This window comes from Enterococcus sp. AMC1252 (assembly GCF_058216515.1).
The window spans coordinates 2,061,881-2,085,007 of record NZ_CM177097.1; the positions used below are offsets into that span (position 1 = coordinate 2,061,881).

Below are 23,127 nucleotides of genomic sequence, written 5' to 3' on the forward strand. Positions count from 1 at the left end.
TGGATTATTTTAGATTAACTAGGTAGAAATTTAAGAAAGAAAAAATGAGATCACGTAAAGGAATTTATCGCTTTGACGTGATCTCATAATTATTCTACTATTTATTTTCAATCAATTTAAAACTTGACCATGGTTTCAAGAAGTCTAATAAGAACAACTCATCATCTGAAATACGCCCAACAACGTTAACTCGTCCGTCATTTTTCATCTCTTTCAGTGCGATTTGCGTTTCTCCTTTATATTGACCATAACCCACATTATCAATCAATACATCGCCTTTTCTCATATCTCGTGTATTATGAGCTGGGAAATCACGATCTTTAAAATGAATACGTGTCATCGTAGAACGTAAAATGTACTCTGAACGGTCTCCTCGATAACTGTGAAGACTTGTGAACAATACTTCTCTCTCATCATCTGAAATATCTTTTGCTGCATCTACTTTAATAGAAGGATATTCCGCATTAAATGCATCAGCCATTGCTTTAAGTTCCGCTTCTGAAGCATAGGCATTGCCAACTAAAATATCATCTATCAAGCCCGTTAAGACTAAATGTTTCACTTGTGTAGCGATTTCTAAATCACGGTGATCCTCTAATGAACATAAACCATCTTGTGTCGGCCAAGGTCCAAATGTGGCATCGTGTGAATTCACAAATGCCATTGTGTTTAAATTATATTTTCTAAATTTTTCAGAACAAAAAACAAAATGATCGTAGCCTAAACCAGAATAACGATGAGGATAGAAATTATGAGAACCTAATAAATTATCTGTATTTGGTGAGTAACTCATTATATTATCAACATAACTTGTTCCTGTACTCATATTGATTTCGATCTTGATTCCATATGGATTACGAGTCATTTTCGCTTCTTCAGCCCCTGTAAAACCAACATCTAGACGTACTCCATAAGCACCCATCTCGTCGAAAAATGATAAATCATCATAAGATATTTCTAATTGTTCAAATAAGGCAGGATTAATATCGACCATGACTTCCATTCCAAGACTATTGGCATAATCAACAACTTTTTTAAACTCTGCTAATACCTTTTCTTTGTCTTCTGTGATTTGAAGTAAACTTGTAAAAACACGTTTAAAACCATATTTATGTGCTAAGTCTAGATAAGCTTTGTCCTTTTCAAAAGTTGAACGTTCTGGATAAATAGAAATACCTAATTTTCCCATTATTACTGCCTCCTAAGATTTGTATTGATTATAATGTATCCATTTTCATTATAGCAGAATAGGAAAAAGTGGTCTACACCTTTTGGAAATCTTAAAAAAATTCCATTTTGACTAGCGGTTCTAAAGAGGATTTGTTATTATGAGATGTAACTATTTTTGAAAGGAAGACTTAACTTTATGAAAACAAAAAAATTCATTGCTGCAACAGCCCTTTTAACATCGTTAGTATTATTTGCAGCATGTGGACCTAAAAATGAGAAAAAAACAGCAGACTCTTCTGCAACTTCTTCAACTGAAACAAAATCATCTGAATCTGTTGATTTGAATTCCCTAGAACTACCACAACTATCGGATACCGTAAGCGAAGATGAAGACTTAGTTGAAATGGTCACAACAGAAGGTTCAATTGAAATCAAACTATTTCCAAAACAAGCACCAAAAACCGTTGAAAACTTTATGACACACGCAAAAGATGGTTATTATGACAATGTCATTTTCCATCGTGTTATTGAGAATTTTATGATCCAAGGTGGCGATCCAAAAGGTGATGGAACTGGTGGAGAGAGCATTTGGAATGGTTCATTTGATGATGAAATCTCTAATCAACTTTATAACATCCGCGGAGCGCTTTCAATGGCCAACGCTGGTAAAGATGCAAAAGGAAATGGAACAAATGGCAGCCAATTCTTTATCGTTCAAAATTCGGATGATATGTCAGATGGCTTACTAAAAGATGACAAACCAGAAAAAATCATTGATGCATACAAAAAAGGCGGCACACCTCATTTAGATGGTAAACACACTGTGTTTGGTCAAGTCACTAAAGGTATGGATGTCGTAGATAAAATTGCTTCAGCTGAAACTGTCGATCAAGATAAACCTAAAAAAGATATTCGAATTGAAAAAATCAATATCTTACAAGAAGCAAAAAAATAAACATTTAAAAGAATGGCAACCCATTGCCATTCTTTTTTCTTTCAGATCGGAAGCTAAGGATGGATAAAATAATGATCGTAGGTCCTGTAGGAAGTGGAAAAACAACATTAGCTAAGCAATTATCCACTGAAAAAAATATCTGTTATTATGAACTAGATAATCTCATTTGGAATCGTAGCCCTTTAGGAGACAAACCATACTCTATAGCTGAATCCTCAAAACAATTACAAGAAATTTTGGCAAAAGATCGTTGGATTATAGAAGGTACCACCACTAAAGACTGGATCAAAGCAGCTATTGAGTCTGCTGACATCATTTTTTTATTGCTCCCTTCCTATCATATTCGTGTCTATCGGATTCTTAGCCGCTACCTCAAACAAATCACCAAACAAGAAAAAGCGCATTATAAACCGTCCCTTGCTTTATTAAGAATGATGTTTAACTGGAATCATCATTACGAAAAAAAGAATATTTTTGAATTACAACGATTAGCCGATTCTTCTCATAAACAGCTAACAATCATAAAAAATCTTCAAGCTTACTCTTCCTACAAAAAGTTTAACCGATAGATTGATTGTGAAAGAAATTCTTTCCAGTTCCTCATATAATAATGAATTGCTGTCCAAACTAGGGATAAAGTGGTACTGTAAATGAAAGAGGTGAAGACGAATGACGTTTAATCCACAAATCGAAACGCTCATACTTGAGGCTTCCAATCGGAAATCTCCTCATTTTGTAGCAAACGTAATCAATTTTCAGCAATTTGACCAAGAAGACGTAAAAGACACTGCGCAAAAATTGATAGAAGATGGCAGAATTCAAGCAACGATCCATTTTCATCATAATGATTTATGCACAATTGACTTTATACCTCAGGCTATTTGAACAAATTGATTACAAAAAAAGACTGCATAAATATAATTTCAGGTGGACAAAAGTAGACCATATAAATGATCCTCTTTTGTCCAATTCATTTTGCTGAATTATATTATAGTTGCAGTCTTTTTATTTATTTAGTTGCTGTAATGCTTTTTTAGGAATTGCTTCTTCTAAAACTTCTTCATATGTTTCTACATGAGCGCCTTTATTGTAAATTTTCAAATAACGATCTTCTATCAATTCATGATCTGCTGTAAAAGTCAGTTCTTTCAACTCTCCATCTTTATCGACTGTTTGTTGTGTATATGTCGCAATACCATAACTATTGATATTGTCAGCTTTTTTTGTTTTAACATAAACTTCTCCATTGGCAACTAATGGGTTTAATTGATCTATCGTACCCGAAAGTTCATCTGACTGATTTTTTGTATATACTTTAGCCCCGAACAAAGTAGCTCCTAAAAGAAAGACTAACACAGCGATTATTTTAACTATTTTCAAAATACTTCCTCCAAATTTCATTTGATAGCCTATTTTAGCAATGATCTAACTAAAAAAAATCGGCCAAATAGACGAAACCTGTTTAGTCCTTTTGGCATAGAAACTACTCAGTCTCTATAAGCAAAATTTAAGCCTATCAAAAAAAGATTGGATCAAACCCTTAGAGCAAATTTGATCCAACCTTTTTATCGTAATCCGCTATTTCGTTCAATTCTGTCAACTATCGTAACCAATTGTTCTTCCGTTTGATCTAATATTCCTGAAAGGCTCAATGAGGCCATACCAGTCGCAACAATCCATAAGTTCATATGTAATTGCTCTAGTTGTTCTTTCGGGAGATCCATATATTTATTGTCTCCTTGAATAGACTTTTCAAACGAGTTAAAAGATAGCTCATGCAGTTCTTGACCATATGAGTGCTGATCTATATATAAAGATATATACAATTTGCTATTTGATTTAGCTAAATCAATAAAATTTAATCCGAAATTTGCAACTTTGTTTTCCGTTTTCTTTCTAGTAAAGAATTCTGTTTCTAAAGTGTCGTGGGTTGATTTCAATAAAGTCAATTTCAACTCTTCCATATTTTTAAATTCAAGATAAATGGGTTGGGTCGAAATTCCCATATGTTCAGCGACATTCCTTGCTGTTATAAATGAAAAACCTTTTTCTATTAATAGCTCTCTTGCCGCTGCTAAAATATGTTGTTTTTTATAAATTTTTTTTCTAACCAAAAATAATCCCTCCTCTAAATATGAAATTTTAACCAGCCCGAACAGCTTTAAATGAAAACAAGTTCGCAAAACTAGATAACTATTTTTTCAAATTCATCATTATTTACTTTTTTAATATTTATTCTTTTATTTTACACTCTTTTATCAGCTTATTTTCTCAATAATTATGTATATATACAAAAAACATGATAATTTACCCGACTTTACGAAAATATTATTGACCGATGAATGTTTTACAAGCTATAGTTAAGTTATTGATAAACAATGGAGGTCCTTTTTATGGCTAAAAATAACAGCCAAACACTTTTTTTACATACCGATAAAAAAAATTCAGAACTGACTCATAAAAATAGAAATTACTATCTTTTAATTAGTTATTGTTTTATTTTGATCATCATTGGTCTTTTTAGTGAACCTATCACTTTTTTATGGGCAGGTATGGAGCGTATTTTAACATCTCCTAGCAATTTATTAACTGATTATATTGAACTTGGTACTTTTGGGAGTGCTTTTGTTAATAGCGGTTTACTCACATTGATCAGTGTGCTACTTGCTAAAAAAGAAAAAATTCCGATTAACGGTCCTATGATTGCCGCTCTATTTACGGTATCAGGATGTTCTTTTTTTGGAAAAAATTTATATAACTCAATACCGATTATTATCGGTGGACTCTGTTACGCAAAGATTGTAAAAAAACCTTTTTCTCAATTTATCGTTGTCAGCTTATTTGGTAGTGCTTTATCCCCAATCATTAGCTACCTTACATTTGGTATTTCTTTACCATTACAGTTTTCAATTCCTTTAGGGTGTTTGGTAGGTATTTTTATTGGGTTGATTTTACCACCTTTAGCCTCTCATATTCTTACCTTTCATCAAGGGTTTTCTTTGTATAATGTCGGCTTCACTTCTGGACTTATTGCTATGCTGTTTACAGGTATTTTGAGAATGTTTGGCTGGAAAATTGAAGGAAAAAATTTAGTTTCAACTGAATATCATACTAAACTGCTATTTTTTCTGTTATTTTTATTTTTTGTCATGTTTTTTGTCGGATTTATAGTCAATCATTTTTCGTTGAAAGGTTTAAAAGATATCAGCAAAACATCTGGGAAATTAATCACTGATTTTATTTCTATTTCAGGTATTGGTGCAACAATGATGAATATGGCCTTGATGGGATTATTACTTGTTGGCTACACTCAAGTTAGTCACTCTACACTTAACGGTCCAATTGTTGGCGCGATTTTATCTGCAGTTGGTTTTAGTGCATTTGGTAATCATATCCTGAATAGTCTACCTTTACTAGTCAGCGTTTTTTTAACGGCTCAGTTGTCTTCTGTTTTTGAAGTAAATCAAACAACTGTGGTCCTCGCAGGAATTTTTGGCACAGGCTTGGCACCAATTGCAGGATATTATGGCATTACTTTTGGCTTGATCGCAGGATTTTTACATATGTCCTTGGTTACAAATGTTAGTTATCTTCATGGTGGACTAAATCTTTACAATAATGGGTTTTCTACTGGTTTTGTGGCTGCTGTCATGGTACCATTACTAGATAATATTTTACAGATCAGAAAGGTGAAACAACATGCAAGAAAGAGACAAGGCTAAAAGAATTGTGGATGAATTACTGACTTACTTTTTTTCAAATGATATTGAAAAGATTCAAATTGGAGTAGATTTTACTTCCGAAGGTTTTCATATCAAGATACAAGGTAAAACTGAGCAAGAACCTGACAATGTCATGCACTTATTAGAGTTATTAAATACACCTAGAGATCTAAGTATTGAGAGTTATTATGATGAATTACTTGGTGTTACCCACCATGAAGAAGAAGATTATCATCTGTTGGGTTTGATGATCGATGAGGCCGAAATTAGTTTTGATTCACCTGACTTTGAAATTAAAGTATTTAGAAAAAAGTGATTACTCTATAAAAAAAGATGACGAGATAACCATTGAACGGTTTGGTTACTCATCATCTTTTTTTATTCGTAAACTGCTCGGATTCCTCCAATTAATTTTGGTCGTGTCCGCAAATAGGTGGTATGAGCTCCTCCGATTTCTTTAATTGAAGTACGCACAGGAACTTGGACATGTTGAATATGCATACCAATTGACGTGTCTCCAATGTCTATGCCACCTTGTGCTGTGATCTTTTCTACCACTACTGGGTTTTGAAATAGTTTAAAAGCAGCAACTGCTGCAGCCCCTCCAGCATGAAGAGCGGGTACAACCGAAACGATTTCATACTGATGGGGTTTGGCTATCTCTTTTTCAATAACAAGCGAACGATTAATATGCTCGCAGCCTTGTACAGCAAGATGAATCCCTTTTTCAGCTAATATATCTTTGATTGTTGAAACGATCATCTCACCGATCTCTAAATTAGAATTCTTGCCAATCACGCCTCCAGCAACTTCGCTACTGCTACAGCCAAGCACAAAAATATCTCCTACTTCTAATTCTGACTGTCTAAAGTATTCATCAAGGGCTTGTAATAGCTGTTCTTGATAACTTCTCAAATCGTTCATTGGTTTCTCCCCCATGCTATTCTATCTTTTATTTTATAGTAGTGGATATTTAATGATCCGTCAAAATATACAAAAAAAGCACCCAAAATCAGGGTGCTCTACTTCGTGCTATTTACCATCTACGATATTCAAACGAACTTTTTTTGGTCCATCCAGACGTACACTGTAAACAATTGTACGGATTGCTTTAGCAACACGTCCTTGTTTGCCAATGATACGGCCAATATCTTCAGGCGATACAGTCAAATTATATTCTAGAAAAACATCAGATTCTTCTATTTCTAACTTAACCAGCTCAGGTTGACTGACTAATGGGCGAACGATAGTTAAGACTAACTCTTTCACATCTGTCATAATCGGTCACCTTATTTCTTTTCAAGTTTAGCTTCGTGGTGTTTTTTCATAACGCCTTCTTTTGAAAGGATGTTACGAACAGTATCTGAAGGCTGAGCGCCTTTAGACAACCAGTCTAAAACTAAATCTTCTTTTAAAACTACTTCTGCAGGATCTTTTAAAGGATTGTAAGTACCAACAGTTTCGATGAAACGTCCATCACGAGGAGAACGAGAATCTGCGACTACAATACGGTAAAAAGGACTCTTTTTAGAACCCATGCGTTTTAAACGAATTTTTACTGACATTTTATATATTACACCTCCATTAACTTAATCACAAATGTTAGTTTACCAGATTTTCAACAAGCTGTAAAGAGTTTTTTCTTGACACCTTAAAAAAAGCTTTAACCCGTTGCTTTTCGACTCTTTTAGCTCTATACTTAACCTACCTTGGCAGGGGCAATCAATCGTTGCTTGACAAAAATAAGTTATGAACAATGAAGAAATAACTTCTTGCGTTCATAGCTTATTTTTAATCCTTTTATTTATTCGGTTTATAAATATAATAATCAAACAATGTCCGTTCTTCAAATCCTATCGAACGATATAAATTTGAGGCAACTTCATTCGTAGATTCAACCTCTAAATAAATTGTTTCTGCTTGTTTTTCGATCAATTGCTGAATAAGTTGACTGATTATTTTTCTACCAATACCTTGACCTCGGTAATCTGGTCTTACAATAAATCCGTAAATACCATAAAAATTGGCTTCATTTTCCAACCGAATACTGGCGATTACTTGATTGTATTTTCTAAAAACCAGTGTTTTTTTCAAATCATCCAGAGTGATGGGTATAGTTTCTACTATTGATTTACCAGTTTCCAAATCACTAATCACTCTAGCTTCTTCTATTTTAGCAGGCTCTAGAACTATATCAGAAAGAGTTGGGACAAACCTATCTTTTGCTAAAATCATCGAATACTCTGAAAAACTGTATTTATAATCATTCATTTCTTGAACGTATGAATTAATAAAAAGATCGTTATGATCGATAATCCATAAAATTTTTTTAATAACATGTTGACGAGAAAAACATAGTACAGCCTTTCCCATCTTATCCAAAACTTTTTTGTTTGGTTGGGCGATAATCGTCACTTCTAGTTCATCTGGATCAAAATTACTTAGTGCCCCGTACCCAACTAACTTCTCTTCTTCCCAGCAAAGCAAATGATATACTTTTTCATTCACATTATTAAAGAAGCTTAGATCTAATTTGTATTCAACAGAATACAGTTTGCTGCTATTTTCTTTTAATGATTGGATAGCCTTGATTTCTTGAGGTTCCAAGCGTTTTTGAATTGTTTCTTTTAGAATCATTTATTCTCCTTTATACCTAATTTAAGTTGATTATATAAGATATTTTAGTCCACGGCAATAAAAAAAAGATGACTCTTTAACTTATGTTCTATTAGATATTATCTGAGCCATAATTGCGAAAGATATCATTCCAACAGTAGTTAAAACTGGTGATTCCTTGTTGAATTTCACTTTAACTTAGCACAATTTTAGCATTCTCTTTATCCGTTAACCTCGATTTCTTGCAAAAATTAACATTTAAGATTAGAATTAAATAATAAACGTTATTTATTGAATGGAGGAATAATTTATGAAGAAAAAAATTGGTTTTTTTGTCGGTAGTTTGAGAAAAGACTCTTATAGTAAAATAGTCGCAACTGCCATCTCAAGTTTATTCCCAGAAGAATATGAACCTATTTTTATCAACTTGCAGGAATTGGAGATGTACAATCAAGATTTGGATGACGAAGGAACACCACCGACTGCTTGGACAAAATTTAGAAATGAAGTAAAACAGCTTTCTGGTCTTGTCTTTGTTACGCCAGAATATAATCGTTCCGTCCCTGGAGTTTTAAAAAATGCTTTAGATGTTGGTTCTCGTCCTTATGGTCAAAATGCCTGGGACGGCAAACCCGGCTTAGTTGTTAGCGTATCTCCTGGTGCATTAAGTGCTTTCGGTGCAAACCATCATTTACGCCAATCACTGGTTTTTCTTAATGTCCCTACTCTACAACAACCTGAAGCCTATATTGGCAATATTGTTCATTTAATCAAAGAGGATGGAACTATTGCTGAGAATACCATGAATTTTTTCAAAACGATTGTTGATTCTTACATTACTTTTTTGGAAAAAAATAGCTAAATCCATTTAAATAGTCTAGACCAAAAATAAAAACATTTTGGTCTAGACTATTTTTCACTTTAACTCTTCATAACGAAAACAAGTCGTCACATGATCATTGATCACTCCGACAGCTTCCAAAAATGCATAAATAATCGTACTGCCAACAAATTTAAACCCTCTTTTTTTTAAATCTTTCGCTATATTATCAGATAATTCATTGGTTGTAGGAATTTCTACTTGATCTTGATAAGAATTTTTCAAAACTTTTTGATCATTGAAAGCCCATAAATAACTAGAAAATGAACCAAATTCCTTTTGGATCTCGATGACTTTTTGTGCATTATGAATAGCAGCCTCAATCTTCCTGCGATTACGAATAATCCCTGGATCATTCAATAATTGCTCAACTTTTTCTTTGTCATACTGAGCGACTTTCTTTATATCAAAATCATCAAAAGCGACATCAAAGTTGTCTTCTTTATTCAAAATAATTTGCCAATTCAAGCCAGCTTGATTGATATCTAAAATTAATTTTCTAAACAATCTCTGATCATTGTACAAAGGAACACCCCAAACTGTGTCATGATAGCATTTCATTCTTTCATTATTCTTCGCCCAAGAACATCTTTGTTTCATCGATCGTTACCTCCATTAACCAAATTTATTTTTTACTGATCTCCTTTATTTTAGCAAAAATTACTAAAACATGTTTACAAGCCAAACTGTACTATGTATACTAGTACACAACAAACACATTTTTTAGAAAGGAGTAATCTATGGTTTTTATTAATAAAGCTAGTAGTAAACCTTACTATGAACAGTTAATGTTAGGAATCAAAGAAGATATCTTAAATGGTTTACTGCAGTCTGGTGACCGTCTTCCTTCCATTAGAGAAATGGCCCGTCAGCTTATGATGAATCCTAATACGGTCAGCAAAGCTTATAAACTGTTAGAAGCACAAGAAGTCATCATAACCGTAAAGGGTAAAGGGACCTATATAAAAAACATTGATACAAACCTTCGAGACGAATATCAGATTAAAAAAATCAAAAAGAAATTTACTGATTTAATTATTGAAGCAAATTACTTGAACGTTTCTAAAAACGAAATAACTCATTGGTTAGATGAAAGTTACCAAGATTTGAAGGGGGAGTAAACATGAGGATAGAAAATTTAGAAAAAAAGATTGATCAACAAGTTATTTTAAAAGATATCAACTTAACATTCAAGCAAGGTGAAATCACAGGATTGATTGGGCCCAATGGTTCTGGTAAAACAACCTTCTTCAGATCAATCGCAGGGCATTACGAGTTAGATCAAGGCAAAATTTTTATCGAACAAGAAGAGATTCAAAAAAATAAATTACTCAAGCAAAAAATATTTTATATTGATGAACAATACAATTTCCTTTCAGGCTATACGTTAAGTAAATTACTCACCTTTTACCAAAATGCGTATGCTGGTTTTAACAAGGAAAAATATTTGTCCTTAACAAAGAAAAACAATCTAAATCCTCGTGTTAAATATCGTTCGATGTCGAAAGGAATGCAGGGACTTTATAAAATGATTTTAGCTATCTGTTCTAACGCTGATTATGTTCTATTAGATGAACCTTTAGATGGATTAGACATCATTGTCAAAAAAAATGTTTTAGGAATTCTTCTAGATGACGTCAGTGAGAATAGCCGTTCAATCATCATCTCTTCTCATAATTTGAATGAATTGGAAAGTCTCATTGATCGAGCATTGATTTTGAAAAAAAATCAAATTCAGCTTGATTATCACCTAGAAATCTTAAGAGAAAGTGCTCGTAAAATCCAAATGGTATTTAAAACGAAAAAAGTACCTCAACTCATTAAAGAAAATAGTAGGCTACTTCATTTTCAAGGACGTGTTATTACAGCTATTTTTGAAGATTATACAGAAGAATTGAGAAACTTGATTCAAGCAGAGGAACCCATTTTATTCGAGGAACTGCCTTTAACATTAGAAGATGTCTTTGAAGCAAACCTTGCAAACAAAAAAGAAAATTACTCTTTACAAGGAGAAAATTTATGAATAAACAGTTAATGGCTATTTTAAAAAAACGTTACGGACTTACCTTGATTGTAACCAGTCTATCTATTATATTGTTTTATAGCTATTTGGGTATTAGCGATGTCAATCGTTGGAAAAGTATGAACAATTATTACAATTCTGAAGAATATATCACGGATTTGAAAGGAATGTCTGAAGAAGATAATCCCAGATTTAAAGGGTTATCACTTGAAGAACGACAAGAGTTAGAGAAAAACGAAGGATTACGCTTATTCTATCAGGCACAAGAGTATGATGAACAGGGAAATTTAGTTACCTCTGTTGATCGACCATACTTTACTATGTATTTCAATGAAAACCCACTCCTGTTGATCGCAGCAATTACAACGATTGGATTCTTTCTCTTTTTCGTTGATTTGAAAACATCATTCAATGAATTTTTATTTTCATTAGGCGTTTCCAAACGGAAAATATACTACTCAAAATTTATTCTGATTTCTTTACCAATCTTAATCAGTGTACTTCTAGCTAAAATTCTATTCGTCAGCATTATTACAATAGGAATTCCAACTGAATATGTCAATATAAGTATGCCGGATTTAGCTGCAAATATTTTAGCTAGTTGGACAACTTGTATCGGCTATTTCTTTATTTCAGCTTTTATTGGTTTAGTAACTGGAAATATTGTTTTAGGCCCCCTTACTGTGTTTGGATTCTGCGCTTCATTAGAATTTTTTATCACTGGCCTCATTAATGCCTGGTATTACTTCACCAATGCAACAACAGATATTTTTGCAACGAATAAGTTTTTCGTGTACACCGTAACAAAAGATCCTGTTTCTATAGTACCCATCCTAGTATCTCTTGGCTTGGCGGTGTTTTTATTCATTTTTGGTTCATTCTTCTTTCCCAAGCTTAGTTTGGAAAAGAAAGGAAACTATCTGTTATTTGATAAATTAAAAATTCCTGTCGTTATTGCTATGACCATGTACATTCCTGTCGTTATTGTGTTTAGTACTGGTTTTTATCTTGGTGGCACAGATAAATCACCTGTTCCTAGTTTACTTTTCTATGGAGCAATTACAGCTTTTATTGGAAGTTACCTTGTGTTTAGAAAAGAAATTCATGATTGGATCAATCATAAACAACAATTAAAAAATGATCTTCGCACTGAATCATGATTCGTTTCTCATTTATAAAAATCAAGCTATCTAAAGTTCTTAAAACTTTAGATAGCTTGATTTTTTCTTTATTTTTTTTTCTTTTTCTTCTTCTTGCTTTTTTTCACCATACGATTCATGGCCATTTTCCCTAGTTTTCCTTTGATACCCCCACCAAGCATTTGATCCATGCCTGGAATATCCATGTTGCCTTTAGACATTTGTTGCATCATTTTTTTAGATTCTTTGAATTGTTTAATCATTCGATTAACTTCAACAACGTTATTCCCAGAACCGGCAGCAATTCGACGACGACGACTTGGATTTAATAAGTCTGGATTTTCTCTCTCGGCTGGTGTCATTGAAAGAACCATCGCTTTCTTACGCGCTACATCTTTAGGATCAACCTTAACATTTTCCAATCCAGGCATGTTATTCATTCCTGGAATCATCTTCAATAGATCCTCAATTGGCCCCATCCCCATTACTTGATCTAATTGCTCGATAAAATCATTAAAGTCAAAGCTATTTTCCTTCATTTTCACTGCAAGTTCTTCAGCTTTTTTCTCATCATAATCTTGTTGAGCTTTTTCGATCAGAGTCAGCATGTCCCCCATACCTAAAATACGACTGGACATACGATCTGGATGGAAGATCTCTAAATCGGTCAGCTTTTCACCTGAACCAATGAATTTGATTGGCGCACCCGTAACTGAACGAATTGATAGTGCTGCACCACCACGAGTATCGCCATCAAGTTTTGTGATCACAACCCCAGTGATTCCTAATTGCTGATTAAAACTATCAGCAACATTGACTGCATCTTGTCCTGTCATTGCATCAACTACAAGTAAGATGTCATCTGGCTGAGCTACTTCCTTGATTTGTTTTAACTCATCCATCAATGTCTCATCGATGTGCAGACGACCCGCCGTATCGATCAAGACATAATCATTTTTCTTTTCTTTCGCAAGTTCCATCCCTTGGCGAACAATTTCTACGGGACTAGTATCTGTTCCCATATCGAAAACAGGCACGTCTAATTGTTGACCTAACACTTTCAATTGGTCGATGGCAGCCGGACGATATACATCGGCTGCGATCATCAATGGCCGCGCATTTTCGGTTTTGATCAAGTGATTCGCTAATTTACCGCCAAATGTTGTTTTACCAGCCCCTTGTAAACCGACCATCATGATCACAGTTGGGATACGGTCTGATTTATTCAAACCAACCGTCTCTGTTCCAAGAGTTGCTGTTAATTCTTCGTCAACAATTTTAACGATTTGTTGTGCTGGTGACAAGCTCTCAAGAACTTCCACACCAACCGCACGTTCACGAACACGCTTGGTAAAGTCTTTGACAACTTGTAAATTTACGTCGGCTTCCAATAACGCCAAACGAATTTCTCTCATCATTTCTTTTACGTCTGCTTCAGATACTTTTCCTTTACGACGTAATTTGCTCATTGCCTGTTGTAGGCGATCTGTTAAACTTTCAAAAGCCATAATCTCATTCCTCTACTTCTTGTATTTGTTCTATATATTGGGCAATCGTTGTATCTTTCGGATAGGTTTCGCTCACGTAGCTTTTTAATGTTTCTAGCAATTCTCCACGTACGACATAATCCGAAAAAAGATGAAGTTTTTTTTCATATTCTTCCAAAATTTTTTCTGTCCGTTTGATATTGTCGTAAACTGCCTGACGGCTGATATCATATTCTTCAGCGATTTCACCTAATGAAAAATCATCCGCATAGTACATCTCCATATAATTCATTTGTTTTTCTGTCAACAAAGTGGAGTAAAATTCAAACAACGCATTCATTCGATTGGTTTTCTCAATTTCCATAGTTATTACTCCTATCTTCAATCCCTTTTAGGTTACCGATTTCAGACTGATTAGTCAATAGTTCTTATTTGATTTTCAAGGATTTTTTTAAGATTCAATCAATCGATCATAATAACTTTGCATATTTGCACAAAAATCCTTTTCAGAGAAGCAATCTTCTGTTAGCTCTTGCCGATAATTTTTCTGACATTAACATTTATCACGTTCAATTACTGCTTGCCACTCACTTTCTGAAATTACATCAAGTCCTTTAGTGATGAAATAAGCAGTTGCAACACCTGGACCGGTACGAAGACTACCAGAAAATGTACCATCATAAATACTTATCCCTCCGCATGAAGGGCTATTTTCTTTCAAAATAATCGTTGTGATATTTTTTTCAACTAGATTTTGATAGGCGATGATTGCCCCCTGTTTAAACAAACTAGTCATATCTTCTCCTGTTTTAGTGAGGACTTTGGCTTTATCGTTCCAAACATCAAAACCGTCTCCTCCACAAATTTCAGCAGGCTCCCGAGGTATCGGTAACCCGCCCAAAACTTCAGGGCAAACAAGGATTGCTTGACCATTTTTTACTAATTTTTTTAAAGTCGTGATTTCTTTTGACTGACCATCGTAGCGGCAACAAATTCCACCAAGACATGCGCTGATTCCAATCATTTGTTTCCCTCATTTCAATCTTTATCATTATACCATTTCTTTGACGTTGAAAGTAGTTTTAGAAACATTCCATAAAATTTCTGATCGCTGGTAAACTGTGATAAAATAATCTTGTGTTTATTTCGTATCAAAAGGAGCCCAACAGATGAAGAAAATACTAGTTGTCGATGACGAACCTTCTATTGTAACGTTGTTGACATTTAATTTAGAAAAAGACGGTTATAAGGTGACAACAGCTGTTGACGGTGCAGTCGGATATGAGTTAGCTCTATCCAATCAATTTGATTTTATCATTTTAGATGTTATGTTACCGCACATGGATGGTTTAGAAATCACAAAATCATTACGTAGGGAAAAAATTGATACCCCTATTTTGATCCTGACAGCTAAAGATGACCAAGTCGATAAAATTATCGGGTTAGAAATCGGTGCTGATGATTACCTAACAAAACCTTTTAGTCCAAGAGAAGTTTTAGCCAGGATGAAAGCTATCTTCCGCCGTTTAACACCTGCATCAACTAAATCAGAAGAGTTTAATGAAACAAGTAAAGCACCGTTGATACTAGGAGAAATCATTGTAGACGAACAAAATTATGAAGTGAGCGTTCGTGGTGAAAAAATCGAGTTGACACCAAAAGAATTTGAACTGCTCGTCTATTTTATGAAACGTAAAGATCGAGTAATTGATCGTGATACTTTACTAGACCGAATTTGGAATTATGACTTCGCAGGGCAAAGTCGCATCGTTGATGTCCATGTTAGTCATTTAAGAGATAAAATCGAAATTGATCCAAAACGACCTGCATATTTAGTCACAGTTAGAGGTTTCGGCTACCGTTTTCAGGAGCCTAAAAAATGAAAAAACGCCAGCGTCTTGAATATTGGTTAGTTGGAATCGTGATGCTTTCCTTATTTGTCGGCAGTATTTTTTTTACAAACTACTTTTTCAAAAAAGAATTATTATCTCAGCAAGAAGAATATTTACAAAAAAAAGGAACTCTGATTCTTGACCAGCTCTCTCCTAATTTATTTCTGACTCAACATTTTTCAGAGCAAGAAAGAAAAATCATTGAACACTATTCAACAGACAAAAATGAACGACTAACACTTATGACTACCAAAGGAGATATTTTTTACGATAGCGTTGATCCCACACTCCACGAGTCTAGAAGCACTCGTCCAGAAATAAAGGCTATTCTTTCAGGTGCTGATTTTGGCTCTTCATTAAGGAAAAGTGCTACCTTAAAAGAAGAGTTACTTTATTTAGCCTTACCTGTTGATAAAGATGGTGAGCGAATCGGTATTCTTCGTATATCGGAAGAAACAACACAATTTTCTAATAGTATACAATCGTTCAAACGATATATCTTATTCACTTTAGGACTGTTATTTTTAATTATTACAGCTTTCGTCTTTCTATTACTACATCAGAAAAACGAACCGCTAGTGACTGTTCTGCCTGTATTAAAAAAAATCGTGAAGTATCCTGATGAAGCTCGTTCAATCATCCAAGATTCTCCAGAATGGAATGAATTGTATCAAACGGTCAATCTTTTGAGTCAACAAATGAGCCAGACTTATTTAGCCTATACATCTACCGATGAACAATTTCATGCTTTATTAGACGAACTGATGATTGGTGTGTTTATTATTGATGTAGATGGAAAATTGCAACTCATCAATCCTAAAATGGTATCTATTTTATTGATCGATGAAAAGGATACAGGTAAAGATTACTTTGAGGTAATCAATGAACCTGCTCTGATTCATTTGATTCATCAAGTAATTACTGAAAAAAGTTCGATACATCAAGAAATCAAGTTAACAGACTCATTGAACGAAACAATTTTAGATATGTCTTTAAGATTTATAGAAGAAGACGGTAATAATTACCAAGTGTTAGGTATTGCTTATGATTTAACCCGTGTTAGACAATTAGAAAAAATCCAAAAAGATTTTGTTAGTAATGTCTCACACGAGTTAAAAACGCCTGTTACATCACTTTTAGGTTTTACAGAAACCCTATTGGATGGTGCTAAAGATGATCCTGAAACCTTGTCACAGTTTTTAGAGATTATGCAAAAAGACGCTTTGCGACTGCAGCAATTGATTCAGGAAATTCTACAGCTTTCCCGTGATGGAAAAAACATTTCGTATGATGACCAAGAAATTACTTTATTCCCTTTTACTCAAGAAATCCTGCGTTCATATCGGAAAGTAATCAAAGAAAAAAATCTAACGATTGAAATACTTGGTTTTAACACAATAACCTACACAACAAAGTATGAACTTTTTTATCCCATCGTGAAAAATTTGATTGAAAATGCAATTCAGTATTCCCAATCTGATGGAACGATCACGATAGATTTTGGTTTTGGTGAAACATTCTTTTTTATAGTGAAAGATATGGGAATTGGCATTAGTTTAGAAGATCAAGAACGAATTTTTGAACGTTTTTACCGAGTTGATAAAGCCAGAAGTCGCCATTCTGGCGGAACTGGCTTAGGCTTGTCGATTGTGCATAACTATACTGAACTATTAGGTGGAACGGTTACAATCGAAAGTCACTTAGGACTAGGTTCAACTTTTATAGTAAAACTGCCAAAAAATAAATAAAATCAAAAAGAAGCTGACGTTTGTTTTACGTTCAGCTTCTTTTTGATTTTTTAGGGGAAGAATTTACTTTTTAGTGATTGTTCCTGAAACGTCGCGCTCAACTTTCATTGAAGTCATAGGTAAGTAACCTAACTCTTTAACAACACCTTCTTGGACATCGTCTGTCAACATAAAATCTAAGAATGTTTTTACATTGTCATCTGGTTGCCCTTTGGTGTACATATGTTCGTAAGACCAAATTTTCCAAGAATTATCTGCAACATTTTCTTCTGTTGGTTTTACATCATCAATACTTAGAGCTACTGTTGAGTCATTCATATATGAGAAAGCAAGATAACTGATTGCTCCAGGAGTTTGTGCGACAATTTGACGAACTGTTCCTGATGAGTCCTGTTCCTGTGACTGAACTGCTGTTGCCCCATCCAGTCCCCATTGCTCAAAAGTTGCTCGTGTACCACTTCCGCTTGGGCGATTAATCACAGCAATCTCTTGATCTTTGCCGCCTAAGTCTTTCCAATTTTTGGTCTTTCCAGTAAAAATGTCAATCAACTCTTGCTTAGTGATATTTTTCACGCCAACTTCTTTATTGACAACAGGTCCCATACCAACCACCGCCACACGATGATCAACTAGTTTCGATGCATCAATACCTGATTTTTCTTCTGCAAAAACATCAGAATTGCCAATTGTTACCGCACCATCAGAAACTTGAGAAAGTCCTGTCCCGCTTCCTCCACCCTGTACTGAAATTGTGTAATTCGGATGATTCGCTGTAAATTGATCTTTCGCTGCATCCACTAATGGTTGTAACGCAGTTGATCCTACTGCAACAATTTTTACAGGTTGATTACTAGTAGTGCTACTATCTTTTGATTTATTACTACTATCGCCAGTCGCGGCTCCTTGATTGCCGCACCCTGCGACTAAAAGTCCTACACTTAAAACAATTGCTGATAATAAACGTTTCTTCATCTTTACACGTCCTTTTCAATTAGTTACAAGATTAGTTTAACAGCGATGTGTTAATTCTGTTTCAAGGTTATGTAAATAATGAGTAAAGGAATGTAAAAGTTATGTTTAGAAGAAAACAGTTAAACGATTGCTCGCTTAACTGTTTTCTTTGATATAATGACCGATTCGTTTCATTGCTTCTTTTAGAGTAGCTAAGTCTGCCGCATAACTAATACGGACGTACCCTTCTGCTTCTTTTCCAAATGCCACTCCTGGTATAATTGCAACTGCTTGTTCCTGTGCTAACGACACACAAAATTTCATTGAGTCTTGTTCATAACCTTTAGGGATTTTAGCAAAAATATAAAATGCACCATTCGGTCGAGCTACTTCAAAACCGAAAGAAGTCATTTGTTCATAAACAAAATCTCGGCGTTCTCGGTACTCTTCTTTCATCACCGCAGCATCATTCATACCCTCAACTAAGGCTCGAAGTGCCGCTTTTTGAGAAATAGTGGTTGCTGCTGTAACTAAATATTGATGTACTTTGATTATTTCAGCAATCAACTCTTCAGGACCAAAAATAAATCCGATCCGCCAACCAGTCATTGCGTGTGATTTTGATAACCCATTTATCAAAATTGTTTGATCTGGAATAAACTCTGCAATCGACACATGCTGATCATCATAAGTCAATTCACTATAGATCTCATCACTTATTACGAAAATCGAATAATTTTTCAATACATCTGCAATTGCTTTAACTTCTTCACGATTGTACGTTACTCCTGTCGGATTACTCGGATAGTTTAAAATAATCGCTTTGACTTGATCACCATGTTCTAACATTGCGGCTTCAATCATTGCCGGTGTCAACACAAAATGGTTTGATGTCGTATCGATATAAATAGGTTCTGCATGAGTCAATGTAATGACTGGTTCGTATCCTGGATAAATTGGGGCAGGCATCAAGACTTTATCTCCCGGTTCCAAAATGGATAATAAACTTGCCGAAATTGCTTCGGTCGCTCCAACTGTTACTAACACTTCAGAAGCTGGTTGATAGCTGACACCGTATTTTTCTTTCATGAAAAATGTAGCTGCTTCGCGGACATCAGTTAAACCTGACATGCCAGAATAATGTGAAAAATTAGCGTTGATTGCATCATGAGCAGCTGCTTTTATATGTTCTGGCGTGTTAAAGTCTGGCTCTCCTAAAGTTAATTTTATGATCCCTTCGATATCTGTTACCTGTTCGTCGAATTGGCGAATCATTGAAACAGCAATTTTCCCTACTTGTCTGTTAAATCTTTTTGTTAACTCCATCAAATCATCTCCTCTTATCTAGTCGTATGATTGCTAGCGCTTAATGCTACCAAATAGACGATAATCAAAATACTTGAGTCCCAATTGTATTTTTCCTAATGAAATTATAATAGCATAATTCACCCTAAAATGAAATTTGTATTTAATTTTTTCTTTTTTTCTTCCCAAATTCACATTTTCCTCTTGCGAAACCCTCTCCTCTTCATTATAGTTAAGTGAAATGAAAGGAGAGAATTAGATGAAGGGTATTAGGAAAATCAAACCTTACGTTCCAGGAGAACAACCAAATTATTCAGATATGATCAAATTAAATACTAACGAAAATCCTTATCCACCTTCTCCAAAAGTCGATGAGGTATTAAAAAATTTTGATGTTGGGCAATTAAAACGATACAGTTCCATTGATAACCTCTCTTTAAAAAAAGCTTTAGGAGCTAAGTTCAACTTATCTCCTGATCATTTTTTAATCGGTAATGGTTCAGATGAAGTTTTAGCTTTTTGTTTTCTCGCTTTCTTCAATAGCGCTGATCCTATTTTATTTCCAGACATTACTTATGGTTTTTATAAAGTGTGGGCCGACTTATTTCAAATTCCATACAGAGAGTTACCTCTAAACGATAAGTTTGAACTAGTAGAAAAAGACTATATACAGCTAAATGGCGGGATTATCATAGCCAATCCGAATGCACCTACAGGCTTGTTCAAGCCTCTCGCACAAATTGAACATTTGTTGAAGAAAAATCAAGAAGTGATCGTACTCATTGATGAAGCTTATATCGACTTTGCAGGACCATCGGCTGTGACACTTTTAGAAAACTATCCAAATCTAGTCATTATACGAACTTTTTCAAAATCCAATTCTTTAGCAGGTTTACGTGTTGGCTACGCCATTGGTAATCCAGCATATATTCAAATTGCGGAAAGTATCAAGTCATCCTTCAATCCCTACTCTGTAGATATGTTAGCTGAACAACTAGCTACTGCAGCTGCAGAAGATGAGGGATATTACGCAGAAATAACGATAAAAATCTGTGAAACAAGAGATTGGTTTGCAAAAAAAATAAAGAAATTCGGCTTTGCTTCATTACATTCAAAAACAAATTTTGTACTGATAACACATCCTAATTTAGAGATGAAAGAGCTGTATCATTATTTAGAAACACAGGATATTTTTGTCCGTTATTTTCCAAAAATCCAACGATTAAGCAATTATTTGAGAATTTCGATTGGAACACAAGAAGAAATGGAGAAAGTTTATCAATTATTAAGTGGTTATGTAGTACAGAAAGAATTATGATTGAAAGCCCCCTAATAAATTTTTCTAAGTCTACTTTATTAGAGGGCTTTTATTAGTTCAACATAAGTTTTTTGTTAGATATATGCTAGCTGTTATAGCTAGCGTTGGCTTGTTTTCGTTCTTAAAATCTTCTATAGACTTTTCAAAAGACATACCAATGCGTTTATTCATCTCAACAGTTTCTTTCTTTTTCTCTATTCTTTCAATTGATAGATTTCTCATAAAATCACTCCTTTTTCGAAACAATTATAAAATAATACGACTAAATACTCAGTATTTCTGACAAAAAAATCATCCTAAGAAAGAAGGATGATTTTTTTTAAGTTATTGATTATTTTGTAACATCTTTTATAGAATCTAGCATGTTTTCTAACTCTTTACCATACTTGTTCTTTTTGCTATTCATCGTCCAAGCCATTCTTTGAGCATAATGACCCGCGTCAGATTCAACTAAATCATATACGTAGTAAAACTTCATTCCGTCCATTTTAGCGGTCATTAAACGACGCGTTCCTTTCCAGCCATTAAGATCGATTGGTCTCTCTGTTTCTTCTTCAATATCAACTGGAAATTCTGTCACTTCTTTAAACCCTTCAAATCCATCGTAATCTTCTTTAGATTCACTTAACAAAGCAACATACATCATTTTATCTTCATGTTCTAGACCCATGTCTGCATCATCATTCAATTCGGTTGGATCTATCTCTACCCATCCATCAGGTAGCACAACTGAAAAAGTTCCATTCTCTGTTTCAATTATTTCCTCAGTCTCTACTTTAACAGGTTCTTTTTTTTGTTCTGTTTTTTCTGTATTCTCTATTTTTTTACTACTTTTTGAAACAGGCGCACAACTTGTTAAAAATAGCCCTAACCCTAAAATAATTACAGTTCCCCCAACGGTATTCCTTTTCATTTGATGCTCTCCTTTTTTTCATTCTTTCTTTGTATTATGAAACATAATTCAACTATAGATGATTTCCAACCAGCTTTAGTATCCTACCACTAGCTTCATCACCTTTAAAAAAGCTGCTTTAATTCTTTCATAAAAAATTGACCAATCGTACTGATAGCTCTATTTTTTTGATAGAGAACACATATTTTATTATTCGTACTTTCTGCTAAAGGAACTAACTTAATTTCCTTTTTTGTAAAGCCAGTAACTACGCCTGATCCCGACGCATATGCATCTGTCTCAACCAATAAATTCATCAAAGTTCCTCGATCATTTGTATAAATCACTGTTTCTTGCTCTTGATTTTCAATTAAATCTTCTGAAAAATAAGCAAAATTACTACCTTCCTGCGTAAAACGAACTTGTGGATAACAGCATAGTTGTTCCAATTCTATTTCCGTTTGATTCGCTAACGGATGGTTCTTGCCAAGAAAAATGTGGGTTTTAAAGCTTCCAACAACATCATATGTTAAATTTGCTTGTTCTAGATAACGTTCAATCCCTGATTGATTTTGACTATTTAAATAAATGATTCCCAATTCACTATGATAACTCTTTACATCTTCGATTACTTTTAAAGTTGTTGTTTCAAATACACGAAAATTTTTATATTGGTCTTTGAATTGCTGGATGACTTTCCCCATCACTTCTCCTAAAAAATCATAATGTTGAGAAGAGATCGAAAAGCGTTCACTTTTAGTTACCTCTTGATATCTATTTTCAATCATTTCCATTTGTGTCAAAATTTTTTCTGCATGATCTAAAAAGGTTAATCCTTCTTCTGTTAAAGAAGCGCCTTTGTTGGTGCGAATAAATAGAGTTACACCTATTTCTTCTTCTAATTCACGAATACCATTTGAAAGACTGGGTTGCGTGATAAAAAGTTTTTTCGCAGCCTCACGGAAACTACCATTATTTGCAACAGCCACAACATATTTCATTTGTTGAATATTCATAAATGTCCTCCAT

At 34.2% G+C, this 23,127-nt stretch carries 28 protein-coding genes; 12 read left to right on the forward strand and 16 right to left on the reverse strand.

From position 1 onward, the window contains the following. Positions 1 to 97 precede the first annotated feature (97 nt). Positions 98 to 1,189 (reverse strand): DUF871 domain-containing protein, encoded by a 1,092-nt coding sequence (locus AC4BB5_RS09705; protein WP_490455954.1) that lies wholly within the window; start codon positions 1,187 to 1,189, stop codon positions 98 to 100. A gap of 177 nt (positions 1,190 to 1,366) precedes the next feature. Between AC4BB5_RS09705 and AC4BB5_RS09710 the strand changes: the two genes are divergently transcribed. From AC4BB5_RS09710 to AC4BB5_RS09720, 3 genes are all read left to right on the forward strand, one after another. Next, positions 1,367 to 2,125: a peptidylprolyl isomerase gene (locus tag AC4BB5_RS09710; RefSeq protein ID WP_490455955.1), complete on the forward strand. Its 759-nt coding sequence runs from the start codon at positions 1,367 to 1,369 to the stop codon at positions 2,123 to 2,125. A 59-nt stretch (positions 2,126 to 2,184) separates the two neighbouring features. Next, a complete protein-coding gene (locus tag AC4BB5_RS09715) occupies positions 2,185 to 2,694 on the forward strand; it encodes a EutP/PduV family microcompartment system protein (protein ID WP_490455956.1) in 510 nt (169 codons plus the stop codon). A gap of 100 nt (positions 2,695 to 2,794) precedes the next feature. After that, positions 2,795 to 3,010 (forward strand): hypothetical protein, encoded by a 216-nt coding sequence (locus tag AC4BB5_RS09720; RefSeq protein WP_490455957.1) that lies wholly within the window; start codon positions 2,795 to 2,797, stop codon positions 3,008 to 3,010. A 120-nt stretch (positions 3,011 to 3,130) separates the two neighbouring features. Here the strand turns inward: AC4BB5_RS09720 and AC4BB5_RS09725 are convergent, their stop codons facing one another. Both AC4BB5_RS09725 and AC4BB5_RS09730 read right to left on the reverse strand, forming a co-directional pair. Beyond that, positions 3,131 to 3,505: a YxeA family protein gene (locus AC4BB5_RS09725; protein WP_490455958.1), complete on the reverse strand. Its 375-nt coding sequence runs from the start codon at positions 3,503 to 3,505 to the stop codon at positions 3,131 to 3,133. Positions 3,506 to 3,690: 185 nt separating this feature from the next. Then, on the reverse strand, positions 3,691 to 4,239 hold the full coding sequence (locus tag AC4BB5_RS09730) for a TetR/AcrR family transcriptional regulator (protein WP_490455959.1): 549 nt from the start codon (positions 4,237 to 4,239) through the stop codon (positions 3,691 to 3,693). A 279-nt stretch (positions 4,240 to 4,518) separates the two neighbouring features. Here AC4BB5_RS09730 and AC4BB5_RS09735 point away from each other — a divergent pair, with 279 nt between their 5' ends. Further along, on the forward strand, positions 4,519 to 5,847 hold the full coding sequence (locus AC4BB5_RS09735; RefSeq protein ID WP_490455960.1) for a DUF1576 domain-containing protein: 1,329 nt from the start codon (positions 4,519 to 4,521) through the stop codon (positions 5,845 to 5,847). Beyond that, positions 5,825 to 6,163: a hypothetical protein gene (locus AC4BB5_RS09740; RefSeq protein ID WP_490455961.1), complete on the forward strand. Its 339-nt coding sequence runs from the start codon at positions 5,825 to 5,827 to the stop codon at positions 6,161 to 6,163. Before AC4BB5_RS09735 ends, AC4BB5_RS09740 begins: the two co-directional genes overlap by 23 nt. Before the next feature lie 62 nt (positions 6,164 to 6,225). On the opposite strand, the gene AC4BB5_RS09745 is transcribed toward AC4BB5_RS09740, so the two are convergent. The 4 genes from AC4BB5_RS09745 to AC4BB5_RS09760 form a co-directional block, all read right to left on the reverse strand. Then, positions 6,226 to 6,771 carry a TIGR01440 family protein gene (locus AC4BB5_RS09745; RefSeq protein ID WP_490455962.1) on the reverse strand — a complete coding sequence of 182 codons (546 nt, stop codon included), beginning with the start codon at positions 6,769 to 6,771 and terminating at the stop codon, positions 6,226 to 6,228. Positions 6,772 to 6,879: 108 nt separating this feature from the next. After that, a complete protein-coding gene (locus AC4BB5_RS09750) occupies positions 6,880 to 7,125 on the reverse strand; it encodes a KH domain-containing protein (RefSeq protein WP_086313185.1) in 246 nt (81 codons plus the stop codon). 11 nt (positions 7,126 to 7,136) lie between these two features. Then, positions 7,137 to 7,412, reverse strand: coding sequence for a 30S ribosomal protein S16 (gene rpsP, locus AC4BB5_RS09755; protein WP_010761445.1), 276 nt, complete (start codon positions 7,410 to 7,412; stop codon positions 7,137 to 7,139). 235 nt (positions 7,413 to 7,647) lie between these two features. After that, complete coding sequence (locus tag AC4BB5_RS09760; protein ID WP_490455963.1) at positions 7,648 to 8,484, reverse strand: GNAT family N-acetyltransferase; 837 nt, start codon at positions 8,482 to 8,484, stop codon at positions 7,648 to 7,650. Between the two features lie 289 nt (positions 8,485 to 8,773). Between AC4BB5_RS09760 and AC4BB5_RS09765 the strand changes: the two genes are divergently transcribed. Next, positions 8,774 to 9,325, forward strand: coding sequence for an NADPH-dependent FMN reductase (locus AC4BB5_RS09765; protein ID WP_490455964.1), 552 nt, complete (start codon positions 8,774 to 8,776; stop codon positions 9,323 to 9,325). 54 nt (positions 9,326 to 9,379) lie between these two features. On the opposite strand, the gene AC4BB5_RS09770 is transcribed toward AC4BB5_RS09765, so the two are convergent. After that, on the reverse strand, positions 9,380 to 9,943 hold the full coding sequence (locus tag AC4BB5_RS09770) for a DNA-3-methyladenine glycosylase I (RefSeq protein WP_490455965.1): 564 nt from the start codon (positions 9,941 to 9,943) through the stop codon (positions 9,380 to 9,382). A 140-nt stretch (positions 9,944 to 10,083) separates the two neighbouring features. On the opposite strand from AC4BB5_RS09770, the gene AC4BB5_RS09775 reads away from it, so the two are divergent. The 3 genes from AC4BB5_RS09775 to AC4BB5_RS09785 are packed head-to-tail and all read left to right on the forward strand — an operon-like array spanning position 10,084 to position 12,526. Beyond that, positions 10,084 to 10,464, forward strand: a complete 381-nt coding sequence (locus AC4BB5_RS09775) for a GntR family transcriptional regulator (protein WP_490455966.1) — start codon at positions 10,084 to 10,086, stop codon at positions 10,462 to 10,464. A 2-nt stretch (positions 10,465 to 10,466) separates the two neighbouring features. Then, positions 10,467 to 11,366, forward strand: a complete 900-nt coding sequence (locus AC4BB5_RS09780; RefSeq protein ID WP_490455967.1) for an ATP-binding cassette domain-containing protein — start codon at positions 10,467 to 10,469, stop codon at positions 11,364 to 11,366. Beyond that, a complete protein-coding gene (locus AC4BB5_RS09785; protein ID WP_490455968.1) occupies positions 11,363 to 12,526 on the forward strand; it encodes an ABC transporter permease in 1,164 nt (387 codons plus the stop codon). The genes AC4BB5_RS09780 and AC4BB5_RS09785 overlap by 4 nt, the downstream gene beginning before the upstream one ends. A gap of 68 nt (positions 12,527 to 12,594) precedes the next feature. On the opposite strand, the gene ffh is transcribed toward AC4BB5_RS09785, so the two are convergent. From ffh to AC4BB5_RS09800, 3 genes are all read right to left on the reverse strand, one after another. Next, on the reverse strand, positions 12,595 to 14,013 hold the full coding sequence (ffh, locus tag AC4BB5_RS09790; RefSeq protein ID WP_490455969.1) for a signal recognition particle protein: 1,419 nt from the start codon (positions 14,011 to 14,013) through the stop codon (positions 12,595 to 12,597). 4 nt (positions 14,014 to 14,017) lie between these two features. Further along, positions 14,018 to 14,356, reverse strand: coding sequence for a putative DNA-binding protein (locus AC4BB5_RS09795; protein WP_490455970.1), 339 nt, complete (start codon positions 14,354 to 14,356; stop codon positions 14,018 to 14,020). 189 nt (positions 14,357 to 14,545) lie between these two features. Beyond that, the gene (locus tag AC4BB5_RS09800; RefSeq protein ID WP_490455971.1) at positions 14,546 to 15,016 is read right to left on the reverse strand and encodes a 2-thiouracil desulfurase family protein; all 471 of its coding nucleotides are present in this window, start codon (positions 15,014 to 15,016) and stop codon (positions 14,546 to 14,548) included. A gap of 145 nt (positions 15,017 to 15,161) precedes the next feature. On the opposite strand from AC4BB5_RS09800, the gene AC4BB5_RS09805 reads away from it, so the two are divergent. Both AC4BB5_RS09805 and AC4BB5_RS09810 read left to right on the forward strand, forming a co-directional pair. Further along, a complete protein-coding gene (locus AC4BB5_RS09805; protein ID WP_490455972.1) occupies positions 15,162 to 15,875 on the forward strand; it encodes a response regulator transcription factor in 714 nt (237 codons plus the stop codon). After that, positions 15,872 to 17,632: a sensor histidine kinase gene (locus tag AC4BB5_RS09810; RefSeq protein WP_490455973.1), complete on the forward strand. Its 1,761-nt coding sequence runs from the start codon at positions 15,872 to 15,874 to the stop codon at positions 17,630 to 17,632. Before AC4BB5_RS09805 ends, AC4BB5_RS09810 begins: the two co-directional genes overlap by 4 nt. A gap of 63 nt (positions 17,633 to 17,695) precedes the next feature. Here the strand turns inward: AC4BB5_RS09810 and AC4BB5_RS09815 are convergent, their stop codons facing one another. Both AC4BB5_RS09815 and AC4BB5_RS09820 read right to left on the reverse strand, forming a co-directional pair. Further along, a complete protein-coding gene (locus tag AC4BB5_RS09815) occupies positions 17,696 to 18,604 on the reverse strand; it encodes a phosphate ABC transporter substrate-binding protein PstS family protein (protein ID WP_490455974.1) in 909 nt (302 codons plus the stop codon). Positions 18,605 to 18,739: 135 nt separating this feature from the next. Continuing rightward, positions 18,740 to 19,909: a pyridoxal phosphate-dependent aminotransferase gene (locus tag AC4BB5_RS09820; protein WP_490455975.1), complete on the reverse strand. Its 1,170-nt coding sequence runs from the start codon at positions 19,907 to 19,909 to the stop codon at positions 18,740 to 18,742. A 238-nt stretch (positions 19,910 to 20,147) separates the two neighbouring features. On the opposite strand from AC4BB5_RS09820, the gene hisC reads away from it, so the two are divergent. Next, on the forward strand, positions 20,148 to 21,206 hold the full coding sequence (gene hisC, locus AC4BB5_RS09825) for a histidinol-phosphate transaminase (protein ID WP_490455976.1): 1,059 nt from the start codon (positions 20,148 to 20,150) through the stop codon (positions 21,204 to 21,206). 57 nt (positions 21,207 to 21,263) lie between these two features. Here the strand turns inward: hisC and AC4BB5_RS09830 are convergent, their stop codons facing one another. The 3 genes from AC4BB5_RS09830 to AC4BB5_RS09840 form a co-directional block, all read right to left on the reverse strand. Next, positions 21,264 to 21,428, reverse strand: coding sequence for a hypothetical protein (locus AC4BB5_RS09830; RefSeq protein WP_490455977.1), 165 nt, complete (start codon positions 21,426 to 21,428; stop codon positions 21,264 to 21,266). A gap of 109 nt (positions 21,429 to 21,537) precedes the next feature. Further along, positions 21,538 to 22,119 carry a hypothetical protein gene (locus AC4BB5_RS09835; protein ID WP_490455978.1) on the reverse strand — a complete coding sequence of 194 codons (582 nt, stop codon included), beginning with the start codon at positions 22,117 to 22,119 and terminating at the stop codon, positions 21,538 to 21,540. Between the two features lie 104 nt (positions 22,120 to 22,223). Beyond that, positions 22,224 to 23,114 carry a LysR family transcriptional regulator gene (locus tag AC4BB5_RS09840; protein ID WP_490455979.1) on the reverse strand — a complete coding sequence of 297 codons (891 nt, stop codon included), beginning with the start codon at positions 23,112 to 23,114 and terminating at the stop codon, positions 22,224 to 22,226. Positions 23,115 to 23,127 lie beyond the last annotated feature (13 nt).